Here is a 17595-nt window from a genome sequence, read left to right on the forward strand (position 1 = left end):
ATGGGGATTTAAAATTTATCACTACATTTAAATCCATGACCTTCCTATCCTTTTTACTCTTCACCGGTTTTGTCGCTTTTTATGCGACCTATCAACTTCGTAAGGATAAACTAAATACCAAGGACGGTTACTTTTTGGGAGGACGTTCCTTAACGGGCATCGTAATTGCGGGCTCTTTGTTATTGACCAACATTTCTACGGAGCATTTGGTGGGAATGAACGGTTCCTCGTATAGAAATGGGGCCATAATCATCGCCTGGGAGGTAACCTCAGCACTCGCATTGGTCATTGGGGCCCTCTATTTTGCCCCAAGGTATCTGAAAATGGGGTTGACGACCATTCCCGAGTTTTTGGAAAAAAGGTTTGACGGCCTAACTCGGACCATCGTTGCAATGCTCCTCATCATTTCCTTTGTCGCTACGTTATTGCCCATAGTATTATACACAGGGGCGCTGAACATTGAGGCTATTTTTGATATTTCCAACCTATTGAACATAAGTAAGTCGCAAGGTATTTGGGTGACTATTTTGGTCGTTGGAACCATTGGGGCCATATATGCCATTTTTGGGGGACTCAAGATGGTAGCATATACGGATACCATTAACGGTTTTGGTTTGTTGGTCGCTGGTCTGTTGGTTCCCATTTTAGCACTTTTGGCCATTGGCGAAGGAAATTTATTCCATGGTTTGGGAGCGGTTTTTAAAAACAGTCCGGAAAAGTTCAATGTAATCAGCACGGAATCCGGTGTGGGGGAAGGGGCAAGGTCTGCCATTCTACCTTTTGAAGTACTGTTTACGGGACTGATGGTCAACCAAATCTATTTCTGGACCATGCACCAGTCGATAATTCAACGGGTTTTAGGGGCCGTTAGCTTAAAGGAAGCACAAAAAGGATTGCTTTATACGGGCTTTTTAAAAATATTGGTACCGCTCATCATTGTATTGCCAGGGCTGATTGCCTTTTATTTTTTTGGGGATTCGTACTATGATAATCCGGATAGCGTATATCCCGAACTTGTAAAAAAAGTGATGCCCCTTTGGTTGACCGGTTTCTTTGTGGCGGTTATGATGGGTGCTATTTTGAGTACTTTCAACAGTGCCCTGAACAGTGCGGCTACCGTTTTTAGTTTGGGTATTTATAAGCGTTATATTTTTAAGGAATCCAGCGACCAAAAGTTGGTAGGCATCGGGAAGTGGACCTCCTTGTTGCTGGCAGTTTTCGCAATTGGAATTGCTCCATTTGTGGCCAATGCGCCAGACGGTCTGTACCAGCTCCTACAGCAACTGAACGGAATTTTCTTTATTCCCATTGCCAGCGTCATTGCGGCCGGCTTTCTTTTTCCCAGGGTTTCAGCGTTTGGGGCCAAGGTGGGACTCTGTTTCGGACTTGTTTTCTATGTCCTCATGTACTTCATTTTGGAGGTGAACCTACATTTCGTTCATATTTGGGGCATTGAGTTTGTACTCAATATCGGTATTATGCATTTGGCTTCTCTGTATCGGCCCACAAAAGAACGATTTTCGATACAGGATGCCAACGTCTTGGATTTGAAACCATGGAAATATGCCAAACCTTTCAGCATTTTTCTTGTCCTCGTAACGGTTCTTATTTATTTTTTATTGGGAAATGTCTAGAATTCAGTAATTTGTTGTATCAAATTTAATAATCTCGAAAAAAACGGTACTGCCGGTTGAGCTGTTATATCGAGTGGAGTCGAGATGCGAGATCTAATTTATAAGTGATATTATGGAAGAAAAAACATTCAGGAATTACGATGCGCCCGATGTCTCCGTGGCCGTAAAAGAACATTATAGAAAAATGCGTCAAAACCAGACCTACGATTATGTGAAGCGCATGCATAAAAAATACCTCACTTTTGATAAGCCGATGGACCTTTGGGAAGCCATGGGACACTTGAACAGTTTGATAGATGTGAGCGATCCCGATCTCGATCTTCCCAATGTACAGCACCTGATTCAGAGTGCGGAGGCCATTAGGGCGGATAATAGACCCGATTGGATGCAGCTTACCGGACTTATCCACGATCTAGGTAAAATCATGTTCATGTGGGGCAGTGATGCCGATGGGACAAGTCAGGCCGAGCAATGGGGCATGGTGGGCGATGTATTCGTTGTGGGATGCAAGTTGCCTTCTTCCTGCGTATATCCCGAATTCAATGCCTTAAACCCTGATATGACCGATGCACGTTACAATACAACTACCGGTATCTATGAAGAAGGCTGTGGGTTGGACAATCTGGAACTTGCTTGGGGACATGATGAGTACCTGTATCAGGTACTAAACAACCACAAGGAGAATTCATTACCCGACGAGGCAATGGTGATGATCAGATATCATTCTTTTTATCCGTGGCATAGTGGCGGTAGTTACAAGGAATTGACCAATGAAAAGGACAAGGAATATCTTGAGATCATCAAGGATTTCAATAAATATGATTTGTATACAAAAAGTCAAAAGATATATGATCTAGAGGATGTGCGGGAGTACTACCAGCCCATTGCCGAAAAATATTTGGGTAAAGGGCCTATTTATTGGTAATTATAATTGAAAAATTAAAAAGGGCCTCGTCATTGAGGCCCTTTTTTATAGCTATGTTTCCTACTTTACCTCTCCTTTAGAGAGGTCAAAACTGCAGAGCAGTTTTGGGAGAGGCTCCTATTTCACCATTTCATAACTCCGCTTGATAAAGTTTGTTAGATCCGCGCCTTTCAGCAAGCCCTTGGAAAGTTTGGCCAAATCCAAGGATTGATTGATCAAACGCTCTTTTTTCTTGGCGGTCTTGGTATTCAGGATTTCGCCTATCAATTCATGATTGGTGTTTACGATGAGGTTGTACATCTCCGGCATATGCCCCATCCCGAACATTCCGCCCCCGGTCTGTTGCATTTCCTTCATACGGCGCAGGAATTCCGGCTCGGTGATCACGAATGGGGAAGCATCGCTATCCATGGCCTCCAATTGTATGGTATAATTGCTTTTTTCACCAAAAACAGCCTCCAAGTCGGCTTTTAGCTTTTCCTTCTCCTCATCGGATAATTTGGAGATTTGGGTATCCTCTTTTTGGATCAGCTTGTCTATATGGTCCGCATCTACCCTGGCAAAGGATATTTTCTCTTTGGTGGTTTCTAGTTTTTGCATCAGATGGCCGATAATGGGCGAATCCAACAACAATACCTCGTAACCCTTGGACTTGGCGGTCTCTATATAGCTATGCTGCGCCTCTTTATCGGAAGCATACAGAATGACCAATTTATCGTCCTTGTCCGTTTGGTTGGCCTTGATTTTCTCCTGAAGCTCCTCAAACGTATAATAAGCACCGTCTATAGTCGGGAAGAGCGCAAACTTGTCCGCTTTTTCAAAGAACTTGTCTTCGGACAACATACCGTATTCAATGACGATTTTTATATCGTTCCATTTCTTTTCAAAATCCTCACGGTTGTTCTTGAAAAGGGAAGTCAGCTTATCAGCAACCTTTCTTGTAATGTAAGAGGATATTTTCTTAACGGCACCATCAGCCTGTAGATAGGACCTTGAGACATTCAAAGGAATATCCGGTGAATCGATGACACCACGCAGCATGGTCAAGAATTCCGGTACAATACCTTCCACATTGTCAGTAACGAAGACTTGGTTCTGGTACAATTGAATCTTATCTTTTTGTATGTTCAGGTCGTTCGTAAGCTTCGGAAAATATAGGATTCCCGTCAAGTTAAAGGGATAATCCACATTCAAATGAATGTGGAACAGCGGTTCCTCGAACTGCATGGGGTATAGCTCTCTATAAAAACTCTTATAATCTTCGTCCTTTAAATCCGTTGGCTGTTTGGTCCACGCCGGATTTGGATTGTTGATGATATTGTCCACTTCCTTGGTAGGGGCGGGATCGTCCTCTTTGGCACCTTCGGGTTTGGGCAAGGTCTCCGTTTTGGTCCCAAATTTAATGGGGACCGGCATAAACTTATTGTATTTTCTTAATAGCTCACGAATCCTACTGTCTTCCAAAAACTCGGTGGAATCATCGGCTATATGAAGTATGATTTCCGTTCCGCGTTCTTTTTTATCCGATGGTTCAATGGTAAAGTTGGGTGAACCGTCGCAGGACCAATGCACTGCCGGTTCGTCCTGATAGCTTTTCGTGATAATCTCCACTTTATGGGCGACCATAAAGGCGGAATAGAACCCAAGGCCAAAGTGCCCGATAATACCGGCATCCTTGGCGGAATCCTCATACTTGTTGATGAACTCCTCGGCACCGGAAAAGGCAACCTCGTTGATGTATTTTTTAACTTCTTCCTCGGTCATACCCAGACCTTGGTCAATGACGTGAAGTTTTTTTCCCTTTTTGTCGACCTTAATTTCGATCAAAGGATTGCCATACTCCACTTTTGCCTCTCCAATAGCGGTTAAATGCTTTAGTTTAAGGGTAGCATCCGTAGCATTGGATACCAATTCTCGAAGAAAGATTTCATGATCGGAATACAAAAACTTCTTTATGAGCGGAAATATATTGTCTACCGAAACATTGATTTTACCTGTAGCCATTATTTTGAATTTTTATATTAGTTGCAAACACCTTTAGACAAAAAAAATACCATACTTAAAGAAGGTGACAAACTGACACCCTGGTATAGCACAAAACTTTAACAAAACTTTTGTTTAATTATTTTTCATAAACATTAAACATTATTTAATTTTACTTGTGATTAGGAAAGAAAATGCTATGAAAAAGTTTTAATCATAATCACGTTTGATTATTTATTGGTTAGGTTGTTTGAAAACGTGCTTTCCCCCCGAAGGCACGTTTTTTAGTCTAACATCAATACATTTTTTGCTATAAATCTTTACACGCAATACTACATATTATGGCTACCAAGAATAAAAAGATTACCAAGGAAGAAATTATTTCAAAGTACATGGACTATGTTTTGGAACATGAAAAGGAGCCCAAAACGGTCTATAAATTCTGTAAGCAGCATGAAATTCCGGAAGCGGATTTTTACAAATTCTTTGCCTCCATTCCCGCTATTAAGAAGGGTATTTGGGACACCTTTTTCACCAATACGCTTGCATTGATGCAAAAGAACAAGGACTATGAATCCTTTGCAAACAGGGAAAAATTGTTGACGTTTTTCTACACATTTTTCGAGATGTTGACCCTCAACAGAAGTTATGCCCTCTTTACATTGAACCAAGGCGGCAACCAGCTTAAGAACATGGAGCAACTAAAGGGATTACGAAAGAACCTGAAGGAGTTTGCCAAAGAGTTGATTGCTGATGGTAATAAGCAAAAAACGTATAAAATAACCAAGCACAATCCTTCTATTTTTTCGGAGGGAGCTTGGGTGCAATTTCTTTTTCTGTTGAGATTTTGGATGAACGATGAATCCCAAGGATTCGAAAAAACTGATTTGGCCATTGAAAAATCCGTAAATACGGTATTTGACCTTTTTGACAATACTCCATTGGACAACATCGTAGATTTTGGGAAATTTCTTTACAAGGAAACATTTGCTTAACCTAATTTCATTTAAAATTGAAGACTCTCGATAAAATCCCTTCCGGAAAAATTGAACGCGCCAGCAAACTGATCAAGACCGGTGTAAAAATTGGCGGGAATTATGCCAAATATTATGGCAAGAAAATAGTGAACCCTGATTTAACGAGGGATGAACTGGATAACGATAATGCCGGTGATATCTATGACGGACTTAAAAGTCTAAAGGGCAGTGCATTGAAGGTTGCACAAATGTTGAGCATGGAGAAAAACCTATTGCCCAATGCCTATGTAGAAAAATTTTCACTTTCACAGTTTTCCGTACCGCCCTTATCCGCGCCACTGGTACGAAAAACGTTTAAAAAATACCTGGATAAATATCCAGAGGAAGTGTTCGATTCCTTTGAAAAGGATTCCGTCAACGCGGCGAGTATCGGGCAGGTGCACAGAGCCACCAAGGACGGTAAGGACTTGGCCGTTAAAATCCAGTATCCGGGTGTGGCGGAAAGCATAAGTAGTGATTTGGCCTTGGTAAAGCCTGTAGCGTTACGTATGTTCAACCTTCAGGGAAAGGATTCTGATAAATACTTCAAGGAAGTGGAAGACAAATTATTGGAGGAAACCAATTATCTGCTGGAAATTGCGCAAAGCAAGGAAATTACAAACAAATGTAGCCATATAGAAAACTTGCGATTTCCTAACTACTACGAGACGCTTTCCAGTGAGCGTATCATCACCATGGATTGGATGACAGGTACCCATCTTGGGGAATTCACTAAGACCAATTTTTCTCAAGAAATGGGTAACAAATTGGGCCAGACCCTTTGGGATTTCTATATGTTTCAAATTCACGGTTTGCGCAAGGTGCATGCCGACCCGCATCCAGGTAATTTTTTGGTAAATGCCAATGGGGAGTTGGTCGTCATCGATTTTGGTTGTATCAAGGAAGTTCCGGACGATTTCTATAACCCCTATTTTGAATTGGCCAAGAAGGAGAATATTTCAAACGACGCCATTTTCACCCAAAAGCTCTATGAACTTGAAATTTTGACCCCTTCCGATACCGATACCGAAATAACCTTTTTCAAGAATCTTTTTCACGAAATGTTAAGCCTATTCACATCGCCGTTCCATGAGGAGACTTTTGACTTTGGCAGTGCCGATTTCTGGGGGAAAATTGCGGCACTTAGTGAGCAATATGCATCAGATAAACAGATACGTAAAATGAACGGAAACCGGGGTTCCAAGCACTTTTTATATATGAACCGGACCTTCTTTGGACTCTATAATCTCCTCAACGACCTAAAGGCGGTAATTCAGGTAAATCATTTTCAAAAGTATTTATAGTGTAACAAGCTTCTCCAAAATGAATGTGAAATTCGGAATTGTTGTTATATTGCACTGCCTGAACAGCAGTGAATTCGGCTAAATTTTACACTATGTACAATTCAAAAATTACAGGTCTAGGATATTATGTTCCTGAAAATGTGGTAACCAACGACGATTTATCCAAAATAATGGATACGAATGACGCTTGGATTCAGGAGCGGACGGGAATCAAGGAACGAAGGCATGTCATAAAGGGCGAGGATACCACCACGACCATGGGCGTAAAAGCGGCCAAAATTGCAATTGAACGTGCCGGAATCGATAAGGATGAAATTGATTTTATTGTATTCGCCACCTTGAGTCCGGATTATTATTTTCCCGGGCCAGGGGTTTTGGTACAGCGAGATTTGGGGATAAAGACCGTTGGTGCCTTGGACGTGAGAAACCAATGTTCCGGATTTGTCTATGCGATTTCGGTGGCGGATCAGTACATAAAAACCGGAATGTACAAGAATATTCTTGTTATTGGTTCAGAACTTCATTCCCACGGATTGGATATGACGACACGTGGTAGGGCTGTTTCCGTAATTTTTGGCGACGGTGCCGGTGCCGCCGTTTTGAGTAGGGCAGAAGGTCAGGATCAGGGAATACTTTCGACCCACTTGCATTCAGAAGGACAACACGCAGAAGAACTCTCACTAATTGCGCCCGGAATGGGAAAAAGATGGGTTTCTGACATAATTGCCGATAACGACCCAAACGATGAGTCTTATTTCCCCTATATGAACGGACAATTCGTATTTAAAAATGCAGTGGTACGTTTTAGCGAAGTTATCATGGAGGGCCTTAAGAAAAATGGATTGCAACCAACGGATATAAATTTATTGGTTCCGCATCAGGCGAATCTTAGGATATCACAGTTTATCCAAAATAAATTTGGCCTTACCGATGATCAGGTGTTCAACAACATTATGCGTTACGGAAACACAACAGCTGCTTCTATACCCATCGCGCTGACCGAAGCTTGGGAAGCTGGAAAGGTAAAGTCTGGAGACTTGGTGGTATTGGCCGCATTTGGAAGCGGCTTTACGTGGGGCAGTGTCATTATCAGATGGTAGATAAGCCACTTCTAACAATTTCTTGGCTTGTGTAGTTGAAGACCAAGATATTTTTCCTCGGATTAAGCTGGGAAGGCTTGTAAACACTGTATATAGAATAAAAAACCCGCAACCTAGGCCACGGGTTTTCCTGAGGATAAACACTTGAGGGGAAACCAACCAATCCCCTGGCAAAGAGCATTCCTTGGTATAATAGACTTATAAAATGGTTTAATGTTACAGGTTCGGCAATCTTTAAATGTCCATTATGCCCTTAAAAAGTGAAACCCGGACAAATGCCCGGGTTTCTTGCTGATAAGCTATACTAAACACTAACCATTAACTATAAATATATAGCAATATCAACGTCTTCAATATTTTGCAACAAATAAATGTAAACCTTCTTGTAAGAAGTATAACAATTTAAAGACTATTATTACTTTAAAAAGTTACAGAACTTATAAAATTTAACACCCTGATAAAGATGGATACAACATTAGTATTTGGAGCATCCTTAAAACCAAACCGTTATAGTAATTTGGTGATTCATAGATTGGTCGGTCAAGGAATAAAAACCGAAGCTTTCGGTTTAAAATCTGGAATTATCGGGGGAGTGCAAGTTAAAACCAAAATAGAAGATTTCCAAAATATTCAGACCATAACTCTTTATTTAAATCCAAATAATCAAAAAGGATATTACGATGCCATTATCGGTTTACGTCCAAGGCGCGTAATCTTTAACCCAGGCACTGAGAATCCTGATTTTCAGAGATTACTGGAATCCCAAGGTATAGAAGCCCAAGTTGCCTGTACTTTGGTTTTGCTGGCGACCGGTCAATATTGAAGTTAATTTAATTGCTTATAGTTTCCGTATCAGGATTTTTTCTGATAAGCCATAGGCCAATGAAGGTTAAAAGTCCGTTCAAGGGCAGTAGCTCATATCCAAATTCGTAGCCACCTAAATAGTCGGTCGGTATTTTCGCCAAACCGATTATTATCAATACAGCAACCAAAGCCACGGCCCAAGCAAAATTATCCCTTATTTGATGTTTGGTGAAAATCCCAAAGGCGAATAATCCAAGTAGGGGTCCGTAGGTGTAGGAGGCAACCGTCAATAATCCGTCGATAACGTTTCTATCCAATACGTATTTAAAGGTAATTACCACCAAAATCAACAAGATGCTCATGCCAATATGTGTTCGCCTGCGAATTTTCCTTGCCGCTACTTCAGATTTTTTTGCCGTCCCCAAAAAATCTACACAAAAGGAGGTGGTCAATGAAGTCAGGGCACTGTCAGCACTACTATAGGCCGCAGCTATAAGGCCTAGCATAAAAGTAATGGCCACGGTAATTCCCAATCCGCTGTTCAGGGCAATTTCAGGAAAAAGTAGGTCGGTCTTTGGTTCACCGTCCATTAGAGGCATTTCAATTTGATATTTATCGGCGTAGATAAACAAAAGGGCTCCCAAGAGCATAAATAGAAAGGTCACAAAAACAAGGACAAAACTAAAGGACACCATGTTTTTTTGAGCCTCCTTCAAATTTCTACAGGTGAGGTTTTTTTGCATCATGTCCTGATCCAATCCGGTCATACAAATAGTCACGAACATCCCCCCGATAAAGGATTTTAGAAAGTGGTTTTTTGCAAAGAGATCATCCAAGACAAAGGTCTGGCTGTATTTGGCAAGTTCTTCGGATTGTAGAAAATCCCCCAAACTCCATTCTAGTTTGTTTAGGATAAAGTAGATGGAAAGCCCAACGGAAACCAACATGAACAAGGTCTGCAAGGTATCCGTCCAAACGATGGTTTTTATACCCCCTTTAAAAGTATAGATCCAGATCAATAGGATGGAAAGAGTAACCGTAATTTCAAACGGCACATTCCACGCGTCGAATACGAATTGCTGCAAAACGATGGCGACCAGAAAGAGTCGAAAGGCGGCACCCAAAACTCGGGATACAAAAAAGGAAATCGCCCCAACTTTATAACTTACAAAACCGAACCGGCTATCCAGGTATTCGTAAATGGAGGTCACATTTTGCCTGTAGTAGATGGGAAGCAGCACATATGCCGTTACAAAGTACCCCACCAAATAACCAAAAACCACTTGTAGGTAACTGAATTTGGATGCGTCCACCCACCCTGGAACGGATATAAAGGTAACCCCCGATAACGAAGCGCCCACCATTCCAAATGCAACCAAATACCAAGGGGATTGCTTTCCTGCCTTGAAGAAATCCTCATTGGAATCGTTCTTTCCCGTAAAGTAGGAAATCAGGAGTAGTAATGCAAAATAGCTTCCTATAAGAAGCAGAATATGGGATGCAGTCATGGGAATTTATTTGTGGTCAAAGTACAAAAAGTAAAAATAGTGCGTAATTTTACCGGAAACTCAAAGGAATGGATTTTTCTTCCAAATTACTTGAAAATGCCGTCTATGAAATGTCACAATTGCCTGGAATTGGTAAGCGAACTGCGCTACGATTGGTGTTGCACTTGCTAAAGCAGCCGGAGCGCCAGACAGAAAATCTATCCAATGCTTTGACGAAATTGAGAACTATGGTGCAGTTCTGTAAGAAGTGCCATAACATTAGTGATACGGCACTTTGTGAAATTTGTTCCAATCCAAAAAGGGATGCCTCCCTAGTCTGTGTGGTAGAAGATATAAGGGATGTAATGGCCATTGAAAATACTGGCCAGTATAGGGGATTGTATCATGTGTTGGGCGGTAAGATTTCACCCATAGAAGGCATGGGCCCCCAGGATTTGACCATATCCTCTTTGATAAATAAGGTGAAAGAAGGGGAAGTACAAGAGTTGATTCTTGCGTTGAGCTCTACTATGGAAGGGGACACTACCAATTTCTATATCTTTAAACAACTGGAGGGTACAGGGGTCAAAACCTCTACCATTGCCCGAGGGATTGCCATAGGGGACGAGTTGGAATATGCTGATGAGGTTACCTTGGGGCGAAGTATTTTAAATAGGATTCCGTTTGAAGGAAGTTTTAGTAACAAGTAATCCACTTAATTCTGATATAAATTCAGTAAAGGGTGTTGTATTTTATTATTTTTGCAAAAACAGTATAAAAAATAGACCTTAGATTATTGATATGTCAAAATTCGAATTGAAATTGCCAAGAATGGGTGAAAGTGTTGCCGAGGCTACATTGACCTCTTGGTTAAAGGAAGTAGGCGAAAAGGTTGAAATGGATGAGGCCATCTTCGAAATAGCAACGGATAAAGTGGATAGTGAGGTTCCCAGTGAGGTGGATGGTGTGCTTATCGAAAAAAGATTTGAAGTTGATGATATTGTCAAAGTAGGGCAGGTAGTCGCTGTAATCGAAATTGCAGGGGAAGCAGACGGATTAGTTGAAGATACGGACAATACGGAGGAAACGTCAGATGAGGAACTGGCTTCCATGGCAGAAGAGGCCATTGAGAAGGGCCGTGAAACGTTGGGAAGTCCTGTTCCCGATTATACTTCTACGGAACGATTTTATTCACCCTTGGTAAAGAACATTGCTAAGGAGGAAGGGGTTTCCCTTGCCGAACTGGAGGCCATATCCGGTACCGGGAAAGAGGGAAGAGTAACAAAGAATGATATTTTGGATTATATTTCGGGAAGAAGCAATGGGGCCCAGGTCGCGCCCCAACCCAAGAAAACTCCCGAAGCCCCCCAGCCCGTCCAAACCAAAAAGGAAGAGGTATCGGCACCACCAAAAATTGTGGAAAAGGAAGAATCCCAGATAAAAGTTGGAGCAGGCGACGAGATTATTCCCATGTCAAGAATGGGCAAATTGATTGCCAAGCATATGTCTGACAGCGTCTCCACTTCGGCGCACGTTCAAAGTTTTATAGAGGTAGACGTAACAAATATCGTAAACTGGAGAAACAAGGTGAAGGATGCCTTTGAAAAGCAGGAAGGTGAAAAACTGACCTTTACGCCTATTTTCATGGAAGCCGTAGCCAAGGCCTTGAAGAAATACCCCATGATGAATATTTCCGTGGATGGGGACAATGTGATTAAAAAGAAAAACATCAATATAGGGATGGCGGCCGCCCTGCCGGATGGCAACTTGATAGTGCCCGTAATCAAAAATGCGGATCAATTAAACCTTGTAGGTATGGCCAGGGTAGTCAATGATTTGGCGGAGCGGTCTAGAAAAAATGCCTTAAAACCGGATGAGGTGCAGGACGGTACCTATACCGTGACCAATGTAGGTACCTTTGGAAGTGTTTTTGGGACGCCCATAATCAATCAGCCGCAAGTAGGAATCATGGCCCTGGGTGCAATACGAAAGATTCCTTCAGTAATAGAAACGAAGGAAGGTGATTTCATTGGCGTAAGAAGTAAGATGTTTTTGTCTCACAGCTATGATCATAGGGTGGTAAACGGAGCTTTGGGCAGTATGTTCGCCAAGGCAGTTGCGGATTACCTCGAGGCTTGGGACGTAGACAGGGAAATCTGAAAGTAATAAGTATTTTAAATAAAATGTTAGGATTAACACAAAACTAACATCTTTTTTATTCATTAGATTTTAGCTTTGTGTCTTACCAAGCCCACAAATGTTAAGACCATTATCCTTATTTTTCAAACATCATTTTGAAATCCTAGTTTATTTATTTATTTATTTTCTGATTCCATTTTCTACAATTGCTCAAGAAATCAAGAAGGAAGAGACTCAAATGAGGCTTTTCATTGATTGTAATTGTGATGGAAACTATGTAAGGCAGGAAATTCCATTCGTTGACCATGTCAGGGATCAATCCTTGGCAAACGTACAATTGTTTATCTATGATGTTGGCAACGGAAGTGGAGGGCGGACTTATTTATTGGATTTTAAAGGAGCACAAAACTATACCGAAATTCAAGGTGAGATTTCTTATGAAACCACTCCCAATATGACCCCGGATGAGATAAGGAAAGGTTTGGTAGCCAAAATAAAACTGGGTTTGCTTAAATATCTTCTAGAATCGGATTTGGCCTATGAAGTTACATATTCCATAAATAGCAAAGGTAACAGTACAATAGAGCAGATGAGTGTTGAAGATCCATGGAACAATTGGATTTTTGAAATTTATGGTGAAGCTGAGCTCTCTAAGGAGTCCAGTAGGAATGAGTTCGAATATGAAGTCGGATTTGAGAGTGATAGGGTAACTGAAAAATGGAGAATTCGTGCGGATTTGGAACTAAACCAGGCCACGAGCAGGTTTAAGCAGAATAATGAAACGTTCACTAGTGATAGGCTTCGTTATTCTGCAGATGGTAGTATAGTTAGAAGCTTGACAGATCACTGGTCGGCGGGTATTTTCGCAGGTGCACGTCACAATACTTTTACGAATCAAAATCTTTTTACTTATATACGCCCGGCAATAGAGTATAATATTTTTCCTTATCGTGAGGTTTTACAACGGGAACTGGTTTTCGCATATCGTATCGGCTACTTTTACAATAACTATATTGATACAACTATTTTTGAGAAAGATAGCGAAGGTGTATTAGACCACTCTTTGGATGTTCAACTTAGATATCGTCAACCATGGGGTAATATTTTCACAAGATTAAGGGGTTCGACTTTCATAAAGGATTTTAATAAAAATAGAATTCAATTATTTTCAAGACTTTCCGTTCGTATATTCAAAGGTCTAGGTGTCACCTTTTCTGGTAATTTTGAAGTAATCCGTGATCAAATCAATTTGCCTGCAGGCGATGCTTCCATTGAGGATGTTTTACTACAACAAAAACAGATTGCTACGGATTTTGAACTTGGTTTTAGGGTGGGATTAAGCTATACTTTCGGTTCTGCGTTCAATAATATTATCAACAATAGACTATAAATTTTATAAAAAAGAGGTGTCGGGCATTCTAGGGCCTAACTCTTAAAACCTATATTTGCCATAAATTGGAATTCATGGAGCTAAAGCTTACCAGACCTATTTGTTTTTTTGATTTGGAAACTACCGGAACTAATGTGGCCAAGGATCGGATCGTGGAGATATCCATACTGAAGGTTTTTCCCAACGGCAATAAGGAAAGCAGGACCTGGTTGGTAAATCCGGAAATGGAAATTCCTGAAGATGTAGTAGCCATCCATGGCATTTCAAACGAAAAGGTGGCCAATGAACCTACATTTAAACAATTGTCCAAGGATATTCATCGCATGATAAAGGACAGTGATCTGGCCGGTTTTAATTCCGATAGATTCGATATTCCCTTATTGGCAGAGGAGCTTTTGAGGGCCGATATCGATTTTGATATGAAGAACACCGTTTCGGTAGATGTGCAGACTATATTCCACAAAAAGGAGAAAAGGACCTTGGAGGCAGCTTATAAGTTCTATTGCGATAAGGACCTTACCGATGCCCATAGTGCGGAGGCCGATACAACCGCAACCTATGAAGTATTGCTTTCCCAACTGGAGCGTTACCCGGATCTTGAAAACAACATTAAAAAGCTTTCTGAATTCTCCAAAAGGAAGCAGTTCGTGGACTTTGCCGGTTTTATTGCGTTGGACGAGGAAGGCGATGAAATTTTTTCCTTTGGAAAGCATAAGGGAAGAAAAGTCCATGATGTGCTCGATAAGGAGCCTGGATATTTCGGGTGGATTCTGAATGCCGATTTTCCCCTGTACACCAAAAAGATTCTTACCCAGATAAAGTTGAGCAAACTCAACAATAAGCTTAGTTAGTAGAATAATTATGAAGATAATCTGTATCGGTAGAAATTACACCGAGCACATAGAGGAACTTAAAAACGAAAAACCTACGGAGCCCGTCATTTTCATTAAACCGGATTCCGCAGTACTTCCCAAAGAGCAGGACTTTTACATACCTGAATTTTCCAACGACGTTCATTACGAGGTGGAGGTGTTGGTCAAGATAAAGCGCGTAGGGAAACATATTAAGGAGGAATTCGCGGGAACCTATTACGATGAAATAGGTCTAGGAATCGATTTTACCGCAAGGGACCTACAGTCGAAATTGAAGGATAAAGGCTTGCCCTGGGAAAAGGCGAAAGGTTTTGATGGTGCAGCTGTCATTGGTGAATGGATGCCAAAATCCAACTTTAAGGACCTGAACAACCTAAATTTTAGTTTGTTGAAGAACGGGGAGGCCGTTCAAAAGGGAAATACCTCGCTGATGTTGTGGAAAATAGACGAAATAATATCCTATGTGTCCACGTTCTTTATGCTGAAAAAGGGAGATGTTATTTTCACGGGAACACCTGCCGGAGTTGGCAAAGTAAGTGCAAATGACTACCTTACAGGTTACTTGGAAGAAGCGGAACTTTTTAACGTCAAAATAAGATAATGATATATAGTTTGGACAAGATCAACGAGATGGCAGATGGGGACCAGGAATTTATACTATCCGTCATTTCTGTTTTTTTGGACGAGGTCCCCGAGGATTTGGAGGGACTTGAAGCCGCTATACAGGAGCGGGATTATGAAAGGACCTACCAACTGGCCCATAAGATAAAGCCCAATGTGGATTTGTTGGGTATGGAGCAGACTAGGGCCGCAGCTCTGGAAGTGGAGACCCTAGCGAAACAAAGTGCTCCATGGGAAGCTATTGAAAAAACCTTTCCTATTCTTAAAACCGATATCCATCAGGTCATCGGGGAGTTAAAAAACGACTTTGAGCTCTAATGTTCGCTGATATCATTACCATTGGCGATGAGATACTCATTGGTCAGATTATTGATACCAATTCGGCGTTCATTGCCAAGGAACTCAATAAAATTGGTATTTCCGTATACCAGATTACTTCGGTTCAGGATGATCGCGAACACATACTACAGGCTTTGGTGGAATCCAAGGCCCATGCGGACATCGTCATCGTTACCGGGGGGTTGGGCCCTACCAAAGACGATATCACCAAGCATACCTTCTGTGAATTTTTCAATGACGAACTTGTAGAGGACAAAAAGGTTCTGGCACATGTTGAAAACCTGTTCGCCAAGTATATTTCCAATACCCCAATTTCAGATTTGAACAGAAAGCAGGCCTGGGTTCCCAGCAAGGCAAAAGTTTTGCACAATGAAAACGGAACGGCTCCCGGCATGTGGTTCTATGAGGATGGGACTACCTTTATTTCGCTGCCAGGGGTTCCTTTTGAGATGAAACACCTCATAAGGGAAGTAGTGGTTCCAGAGTTGGTCAGGTTCTACGATAGACCGCATATCATCCATAAAACCATTCATACCTACGGAATGGGAGAGAGCGCCATTGCCCAAATAATAGAGGAATGGGAAAATAACCTTCCAAATTTCGTCAAATTGGCCTACTTGCCCAGTTTGGGTAAGGTACGGTTGCGGCTTACCGCCAAAGGGACGGACTATTCAATCCTTTCAAGTGCCATAGAATTGGAATCACAGAAACTATTTCCATTGATAGGAGATATCATTCTAGGCTCTGAAGAGGACGAGGAGCTGGAAGAGACAATTTCTAAACTGTTGATCGAGAAAGGATTGACTTTGTCCACTGCCGAAAGTTTTACAGGAGGGACCATCGCCAGTCATCTTACGGCCATACCGGGAGCTTCGGCCTATTTTAAAGGGAGCGTGGTCAGTTATGCCACGGAGACAAAAGTGAACGTATTAGGCGTACCCCAAGCATTGGTGGATACCTATTCCGTCGTGAGCGAGCAAGTGGCCATGGCCATGGCGCAAGGCGTTAAAAAGTTGTTGGATACTGATTTTGCTATTGCAACTACGGGCAATGCCGGTCCCACAAAAGGTGACTCAGATGCCAATGTTGGAATAGTCTACATTGGTATTGCATCGCCCACCCATGTTTTTGCCCTTAAATTCACCATGGGAAGCCAACGGGAAAGGATAGTGCAAAAGTCTGTAAACAAAGCACTTGAGTTGCTTCAAAAAGAAATTATAAAAATGTGAGTTGTATTGTTGGCTGAAAGATAAAAATGATATAAATTTGCACCCTGTTTAAAAGAAAAAATTCGGCATAATGTCAAAAGTTTGTGAAATTACGGGAAAGAAGGCGATGGTAGGTAATAATGTTTCCTTCTCCATCAATAAGACGAAAAGAAGGTTTGATGTAAATCTTTCCAAAAAGAGATTTTACATTCCGGAGGAAGACCGATGGGTTACTTTGAAAGTTTCCGCAAGAGCGGTAAAACTTATCAACAAGAAAGGTATCTCTGCCGTTTTGAAGGATGCAAAAGCTAATGGGTTGGTAAAGTAACCTATAATTATAGAGTATAATGGCAAAGAAAGGTAATAGAATACAGGTAATTTTAGAGTGCACCGAGCACAAGGAGTCCGGAAAACCTGGAACTTCTAGATATGTTACTACAAAAAACAAAAAAAATACTCCTGAGAGATTAGAGATTAAAAAATTCAATCCTATCTTGAAGCGTATGACAGTTCATAAAGAAATTAAATAAGTAGGCCATGGCAAAGAAGACGGTAGCAAGTTTACAGACAAGTTCAAAAAGATTGACAAAAGCCATTAAAATGGTTAAGTCACCAAAAAGTGGTGCCTACGTTTTTGTTGAATCGGTTATGGCCCCTGAAATGGTCAATGAGTGGTTGGATAAAAAATAACCAACTTTTGAAAAGTTTTAAAAGCCCCTTTCCCTACGAAAGGGGCTTTTTAATTTTTATATTTGATAATCTATTGCATACAA

General features: G+C 41.3%; 18 protein-coding genes. 16 read left to right on the forward strand and 2 right to left on the reverse strand.

Annotated features, from left to right (window positions below):
• Nucleotides 1-35: 35 nt before the first annotated feature.
• Entirely contained in the window at nt 36-1634 is a 1599-nt protein-coding gene (locus F0361_RS10460) for a solute:sodium symporter family transporter (RefSeq protein WP_154918577.1), read from the forward strand.
• Between the two features lie 112 nt (nt 1635-1746).
• Entirely contained in the window at nt 1747-2559 is an 813-nt protein-coding gene (locus F0361_RS10465) for an inositol oxygenase family protein (RefSeq protein WP_138259253.1), read from the forward strand.
• Between the two features lie 117 nt (nt 2560-2676).
• On the opposite strand, the gene htpG is transcribed toward F0361_RS10465, so the two are convergent.
• Nucleotides 2677-4563, reverse strand: coding sequence for a molecular chaperone HtpG (htpG, locus tag F0361_RS10470; RefSeq protein ID WP_154918578.1), 1887 nt, complete (start codon nt 4561-4563; stop codon nt 2677-2679).
• A gap of 320 nt (nt 4564-4883) precedes the next feature.
• On the opposite strand from htpG, the gene F0361_RS10475 reads away from it, so the two are divergent.
• From F0361_RS10475 to F0361_RS10490, 4 genes are all read left to right on the forward strand, one after another.
• A complete protein-coding gene (locus F0361_RS10475; protein WP_154918579.1) occupies nt 4884-5537 on the forward strand; it encodes a TetR family transcriptional regulator C-terminal domain-containing protein in 654 nt (217 codons plus the stop codon).
• Between the two features lie 17 nt (nt 5538-5554).
• Nucleotides 5555-6862 carry an ABC1 kinase family protein gene (locus F0361_RS10480; RefSeq protein WP_154918580.1) on the forward strand — a complete coding sequence of 436 codons (1308 nt, stop codon included), beginning with the start codon at nt 5555-5557 and terminating at the stop codon, nt 6860-6862.
• A 92-nt stretch (nt 6863-6954) separates the two neighbouring features.
• Entirely contained in the window at nt 6955-7962 is a 1008-nt protein-coding gene (locus tag F0361_RS10485) for a 3-oxoacyl-ACP synthase III family protein (RefSeq protein WP_154918581.1), read from the forward strand.
• Nucleotides 7963-8425: 463 nt separating this feature from the next.
• Complete coding sequence (locus tag F0361_RS10490; protein ID WP_154918582.1) at nt 8426-8785, forward strand: CoA-binding protein; 360 nt, start codon at nt 8426-8428, stop codon at nt 8783-8785.
• A 7-nt stretch (nt 8786-8792) separates the two neighbouring features.
• On the opposite strand, the gene F0361_RS10495 is transcribed toward F0361_RS10490, so the two are convergent.
• On the reverse strand, nt 8793-10274 hold the full coding sequence (locus F0361_RS10495; RefSeq protein ID WP_154918583.1) for a sodium:solute symporter: 1482 nt from the start codon (nt 10272-10274) through the stop codon (nt 8793-8795).
• 68 nt (nt 10275-10342) lie between these two features.
• On the opposite strand from F0361_RS10495, the gene recR reads away from it, so the two are divergent.
• From recR to F0361_RS10545, 10 genes are all read left to right on the forward strand, one after another.
• Complete coding sequence (gene recR, locus F0361_RS10500; RefSeq protein ID WP_154918584.1) at nt 10343-10963, forward strand: recombination mediator RecR; 621 nt, start codon at nt 10343-10345, stop codon at nt 10961-10963.
• 91 nt (nt 10964-11054) lie between these two features.
• Complete coding sequence (locus F0361_RS10505) at nt 11055-12413, forward strand: dihydrolipoamide acetyltransferase family protein (RefSeq protein WP_154918585.1); 1359 nt, start codon at nt 11055-11057, stop codon at nt 12411-12413.
• A gap of 97 nt (nt 12414-12510) precedes the next feature.
• Complete coding sequence (locus F0361_RS10510) at nt 12511-13782, forward strand: hypothetical protein (RefSeq protein WP_154918586.1); 1272 nt, start codon at nt 12511-12513, stop codon at nt 13780-13782.
• Nucleotides 13783-13856: 74 nt separating this feature from the next.
• Nucleotides 13857-14633: a 3'-5' exonuclease gene (locus tag F0361_RS10515; protein WP_138259243.1), complete on the forward strand. Its 777-nt coding sequence runs from the start codon at nt 13857-13859 to the stop codon at nt 14631-14633.
• A gap of 10 nt (nt 14634-14643) precedes the next feature.
• Nucleotides 14644-15255: a fumarylacetoacetate hydrolase family protein gene (locus F0361_RS10520; RefSeq protein ID WP_154918587.1), complete on the forward strand. Its 612-nt coding sequence runs from the start codon at nt 14644-14646 to the stop codon at nt 15253-15255.
• Complete coding sequence (locus tag F0361_RS10525) at nt 15255-15593, forward strand: Hpt domain-containing protein (RefSeq protein WP_138259241.1); 339 nt, start codon at nt 15255-15257, stop codon at nt 15591-15593. Before F0361_RS10520 ends, F0361_RS10525 begins: the two co-directional genes overlap by 1 nt.
• Nucleotides 15593-16843, forward strand: coding sequence for a competence/damage-inducible protein A (locus tag F0361_RS10530; protein ID WP_154918588.1), 1251 nt, complete (start codon nt 15593-15595; stop codon nt 16841-16843). The genes F0361_RS10525 and F0361_RS10530 overlap by 1 nt, the downstream gene beginning before the upstream one ends.
• Nucleotides 16844-16913: 70 nt before the next feature.
• On the forward strand, nt 16914-17150 hold the full coding sequence (gene rpmB, locus F0361_RS10535; RefSeq protein WP_138259239.1) for a 50S ribosomal protein L28: 237 nt from the start codon (nt 16914-16916) through the stop codon (nt 17148-17150).
• Between the two features lie 19 nt (nt 17151-17169).
• Nucleotides 17170-17352 (forward strand): 50S ribosomal protein L33, encoded by a 183-nt coding sequence (gene rpmG / locus F0361_RS10540; RefSeq protein WP_125224006.1) that lies wholly within the window; start codon nt 17170-17172, stop codon nt 17350-17352.
• 7 nt (nt 17353-17359) lie between these two features.
• Nucleotides 17360-17512, forward strand: coding sequence for a DUF4295 domain-containing protein (locus tag F0361_RS10545; protein ID WP_125224007.1), 153 nt, complete (start codon nt 17360-17362; stop codon nt 17510-17512).
• Nucleotides 17513-17595 lie beyond the last annotated feature (83 nt).

This window comes from Maribacter flavus, from assembly GCF_008386635.1.
GTDB lineage: Bacteria > Bacteroidota > Bacteroidia > Flavobacteriales > Flavobacteriaceae > Maribacter > Maribacter flavus.

Excerpts from the sequence above, each read along its gene's own strand:
- F0361_RS10545 (WP_125224007.1), top strand. The coding sequence starts at position 17,360 with ATGGCAAAGAAGACGGTAGCAAGTTTACAGACAAGTTCAAAAAGATTG.
- F0361_RS10525 (WP_138259241.1), top strand. The coding sequence starts at position 15,255 with ATGATATATAGTTTGGACAAGATCAACGAGATGGCAGATGGGGACCAG.
- F0361_RS10530 (WP_154918588.1), top strand. The coding sequence starts at position 15,593 with ATGTTCGCTGATATCATTACCATTGGCGATGAGATACTCATTGGTCAG.
- F0361_RS10465 (WP_138259253.1), top strand. The coding sequence starts at position 1,747 with ATGGAAGAAAAAACATTCAGGAATTACGATGCGCCCGATGTCTCCGTG.
- F0361_RS10485 (WP_154918581.1), top strand. The coding sequence starts at position 6,955 with ATGTACAATTCAAAAATTACAGGTCTAGGATATTATGTTCCTGAAAAT.
- recR (WP_154918584.1), top strand. The coding sequence starts at position 10,343 with ATGGATTTTTCTTCCAAATTACTTGAAAATGCCGTCTATGAAATGTCA.
- F0361_RS10490 (WP_154918582.1), top strand. The coding sequence starts at position 8,426 with ATGGATACAACATTAGTATTTGGAGCATCCTTAAAACCAAACCGTTAT.
- F0361_RS10505 (WP_154918585.1), top strand. The coding sequence starts at position 11,055 with ATGTCAAAATTCGAATTGAAATTGCCAAGAATGGGTGAAAGTGTTGCC.
- rpmG (WP_125224006.1), top strand. The coding sequence starts at position 17,170 with ATGGCAAAGAAAGGTAATAGAATACAGGTAATTTTAGAGTGCACCGAG.
- rpmB (WP_138259239.1), top strand. The coding sequence starts at position 16,914 with ATGTCAAAAGTTTGTGAAATTACGGGAAAGAAGGCGATGGTAGGTAAT.
- F0361_RS10510 (WP_154918586.1), top strand. The coding sequence starts at position 12,511 with ATGTTAAGACCATTATCCTTATTTTTCAAACATCATTTTGAAATCCTA.
- F0361_RS10460 (WP_154918577.1), top strand. The coding sequence starts at position 36 with ATGACCTTCCTATCCTTTTTACTCTTCACCGGTTTTGTCGCTTTTTAT.
- F0361_RS10520 (WP_154918587.1), top strand. The coding sequence starts at position 14,644 with ATGAAGATAATCTGTATCGGTAGAAATTACACCGAGCACATAGAGGAA.
- F0361_RS10495 (WP_154918583.1), bottom strand. The coding sequence starts at position 10,274 with ATGACTGCATCCCATATTCTGCTTCTTATAGGAAGCTATTTTGCATTA.
- F0361_RS10475 (WP_154918579.1), top strand. The coding sequence starts at position 4,884 with ATGGCTACCAAGAATAAAAAGATTACCAAGGAAGAAATTATTTCAAAG.
- F0361_RS10515 (WP_138259243.1), top strand. The coding sequence starts at position 13,857 with ATGGAGCTAAAGCTTACCAGACCTATTTGTTTTTTTGATTTGGAAACT.
- htpG (WP_154918578.1), bottom strand. The coding sequence starts at position 4,563 with ATGGCTACAGGTAAAATCAATGTTTCGGTAGACAATATATTTCCGCTC.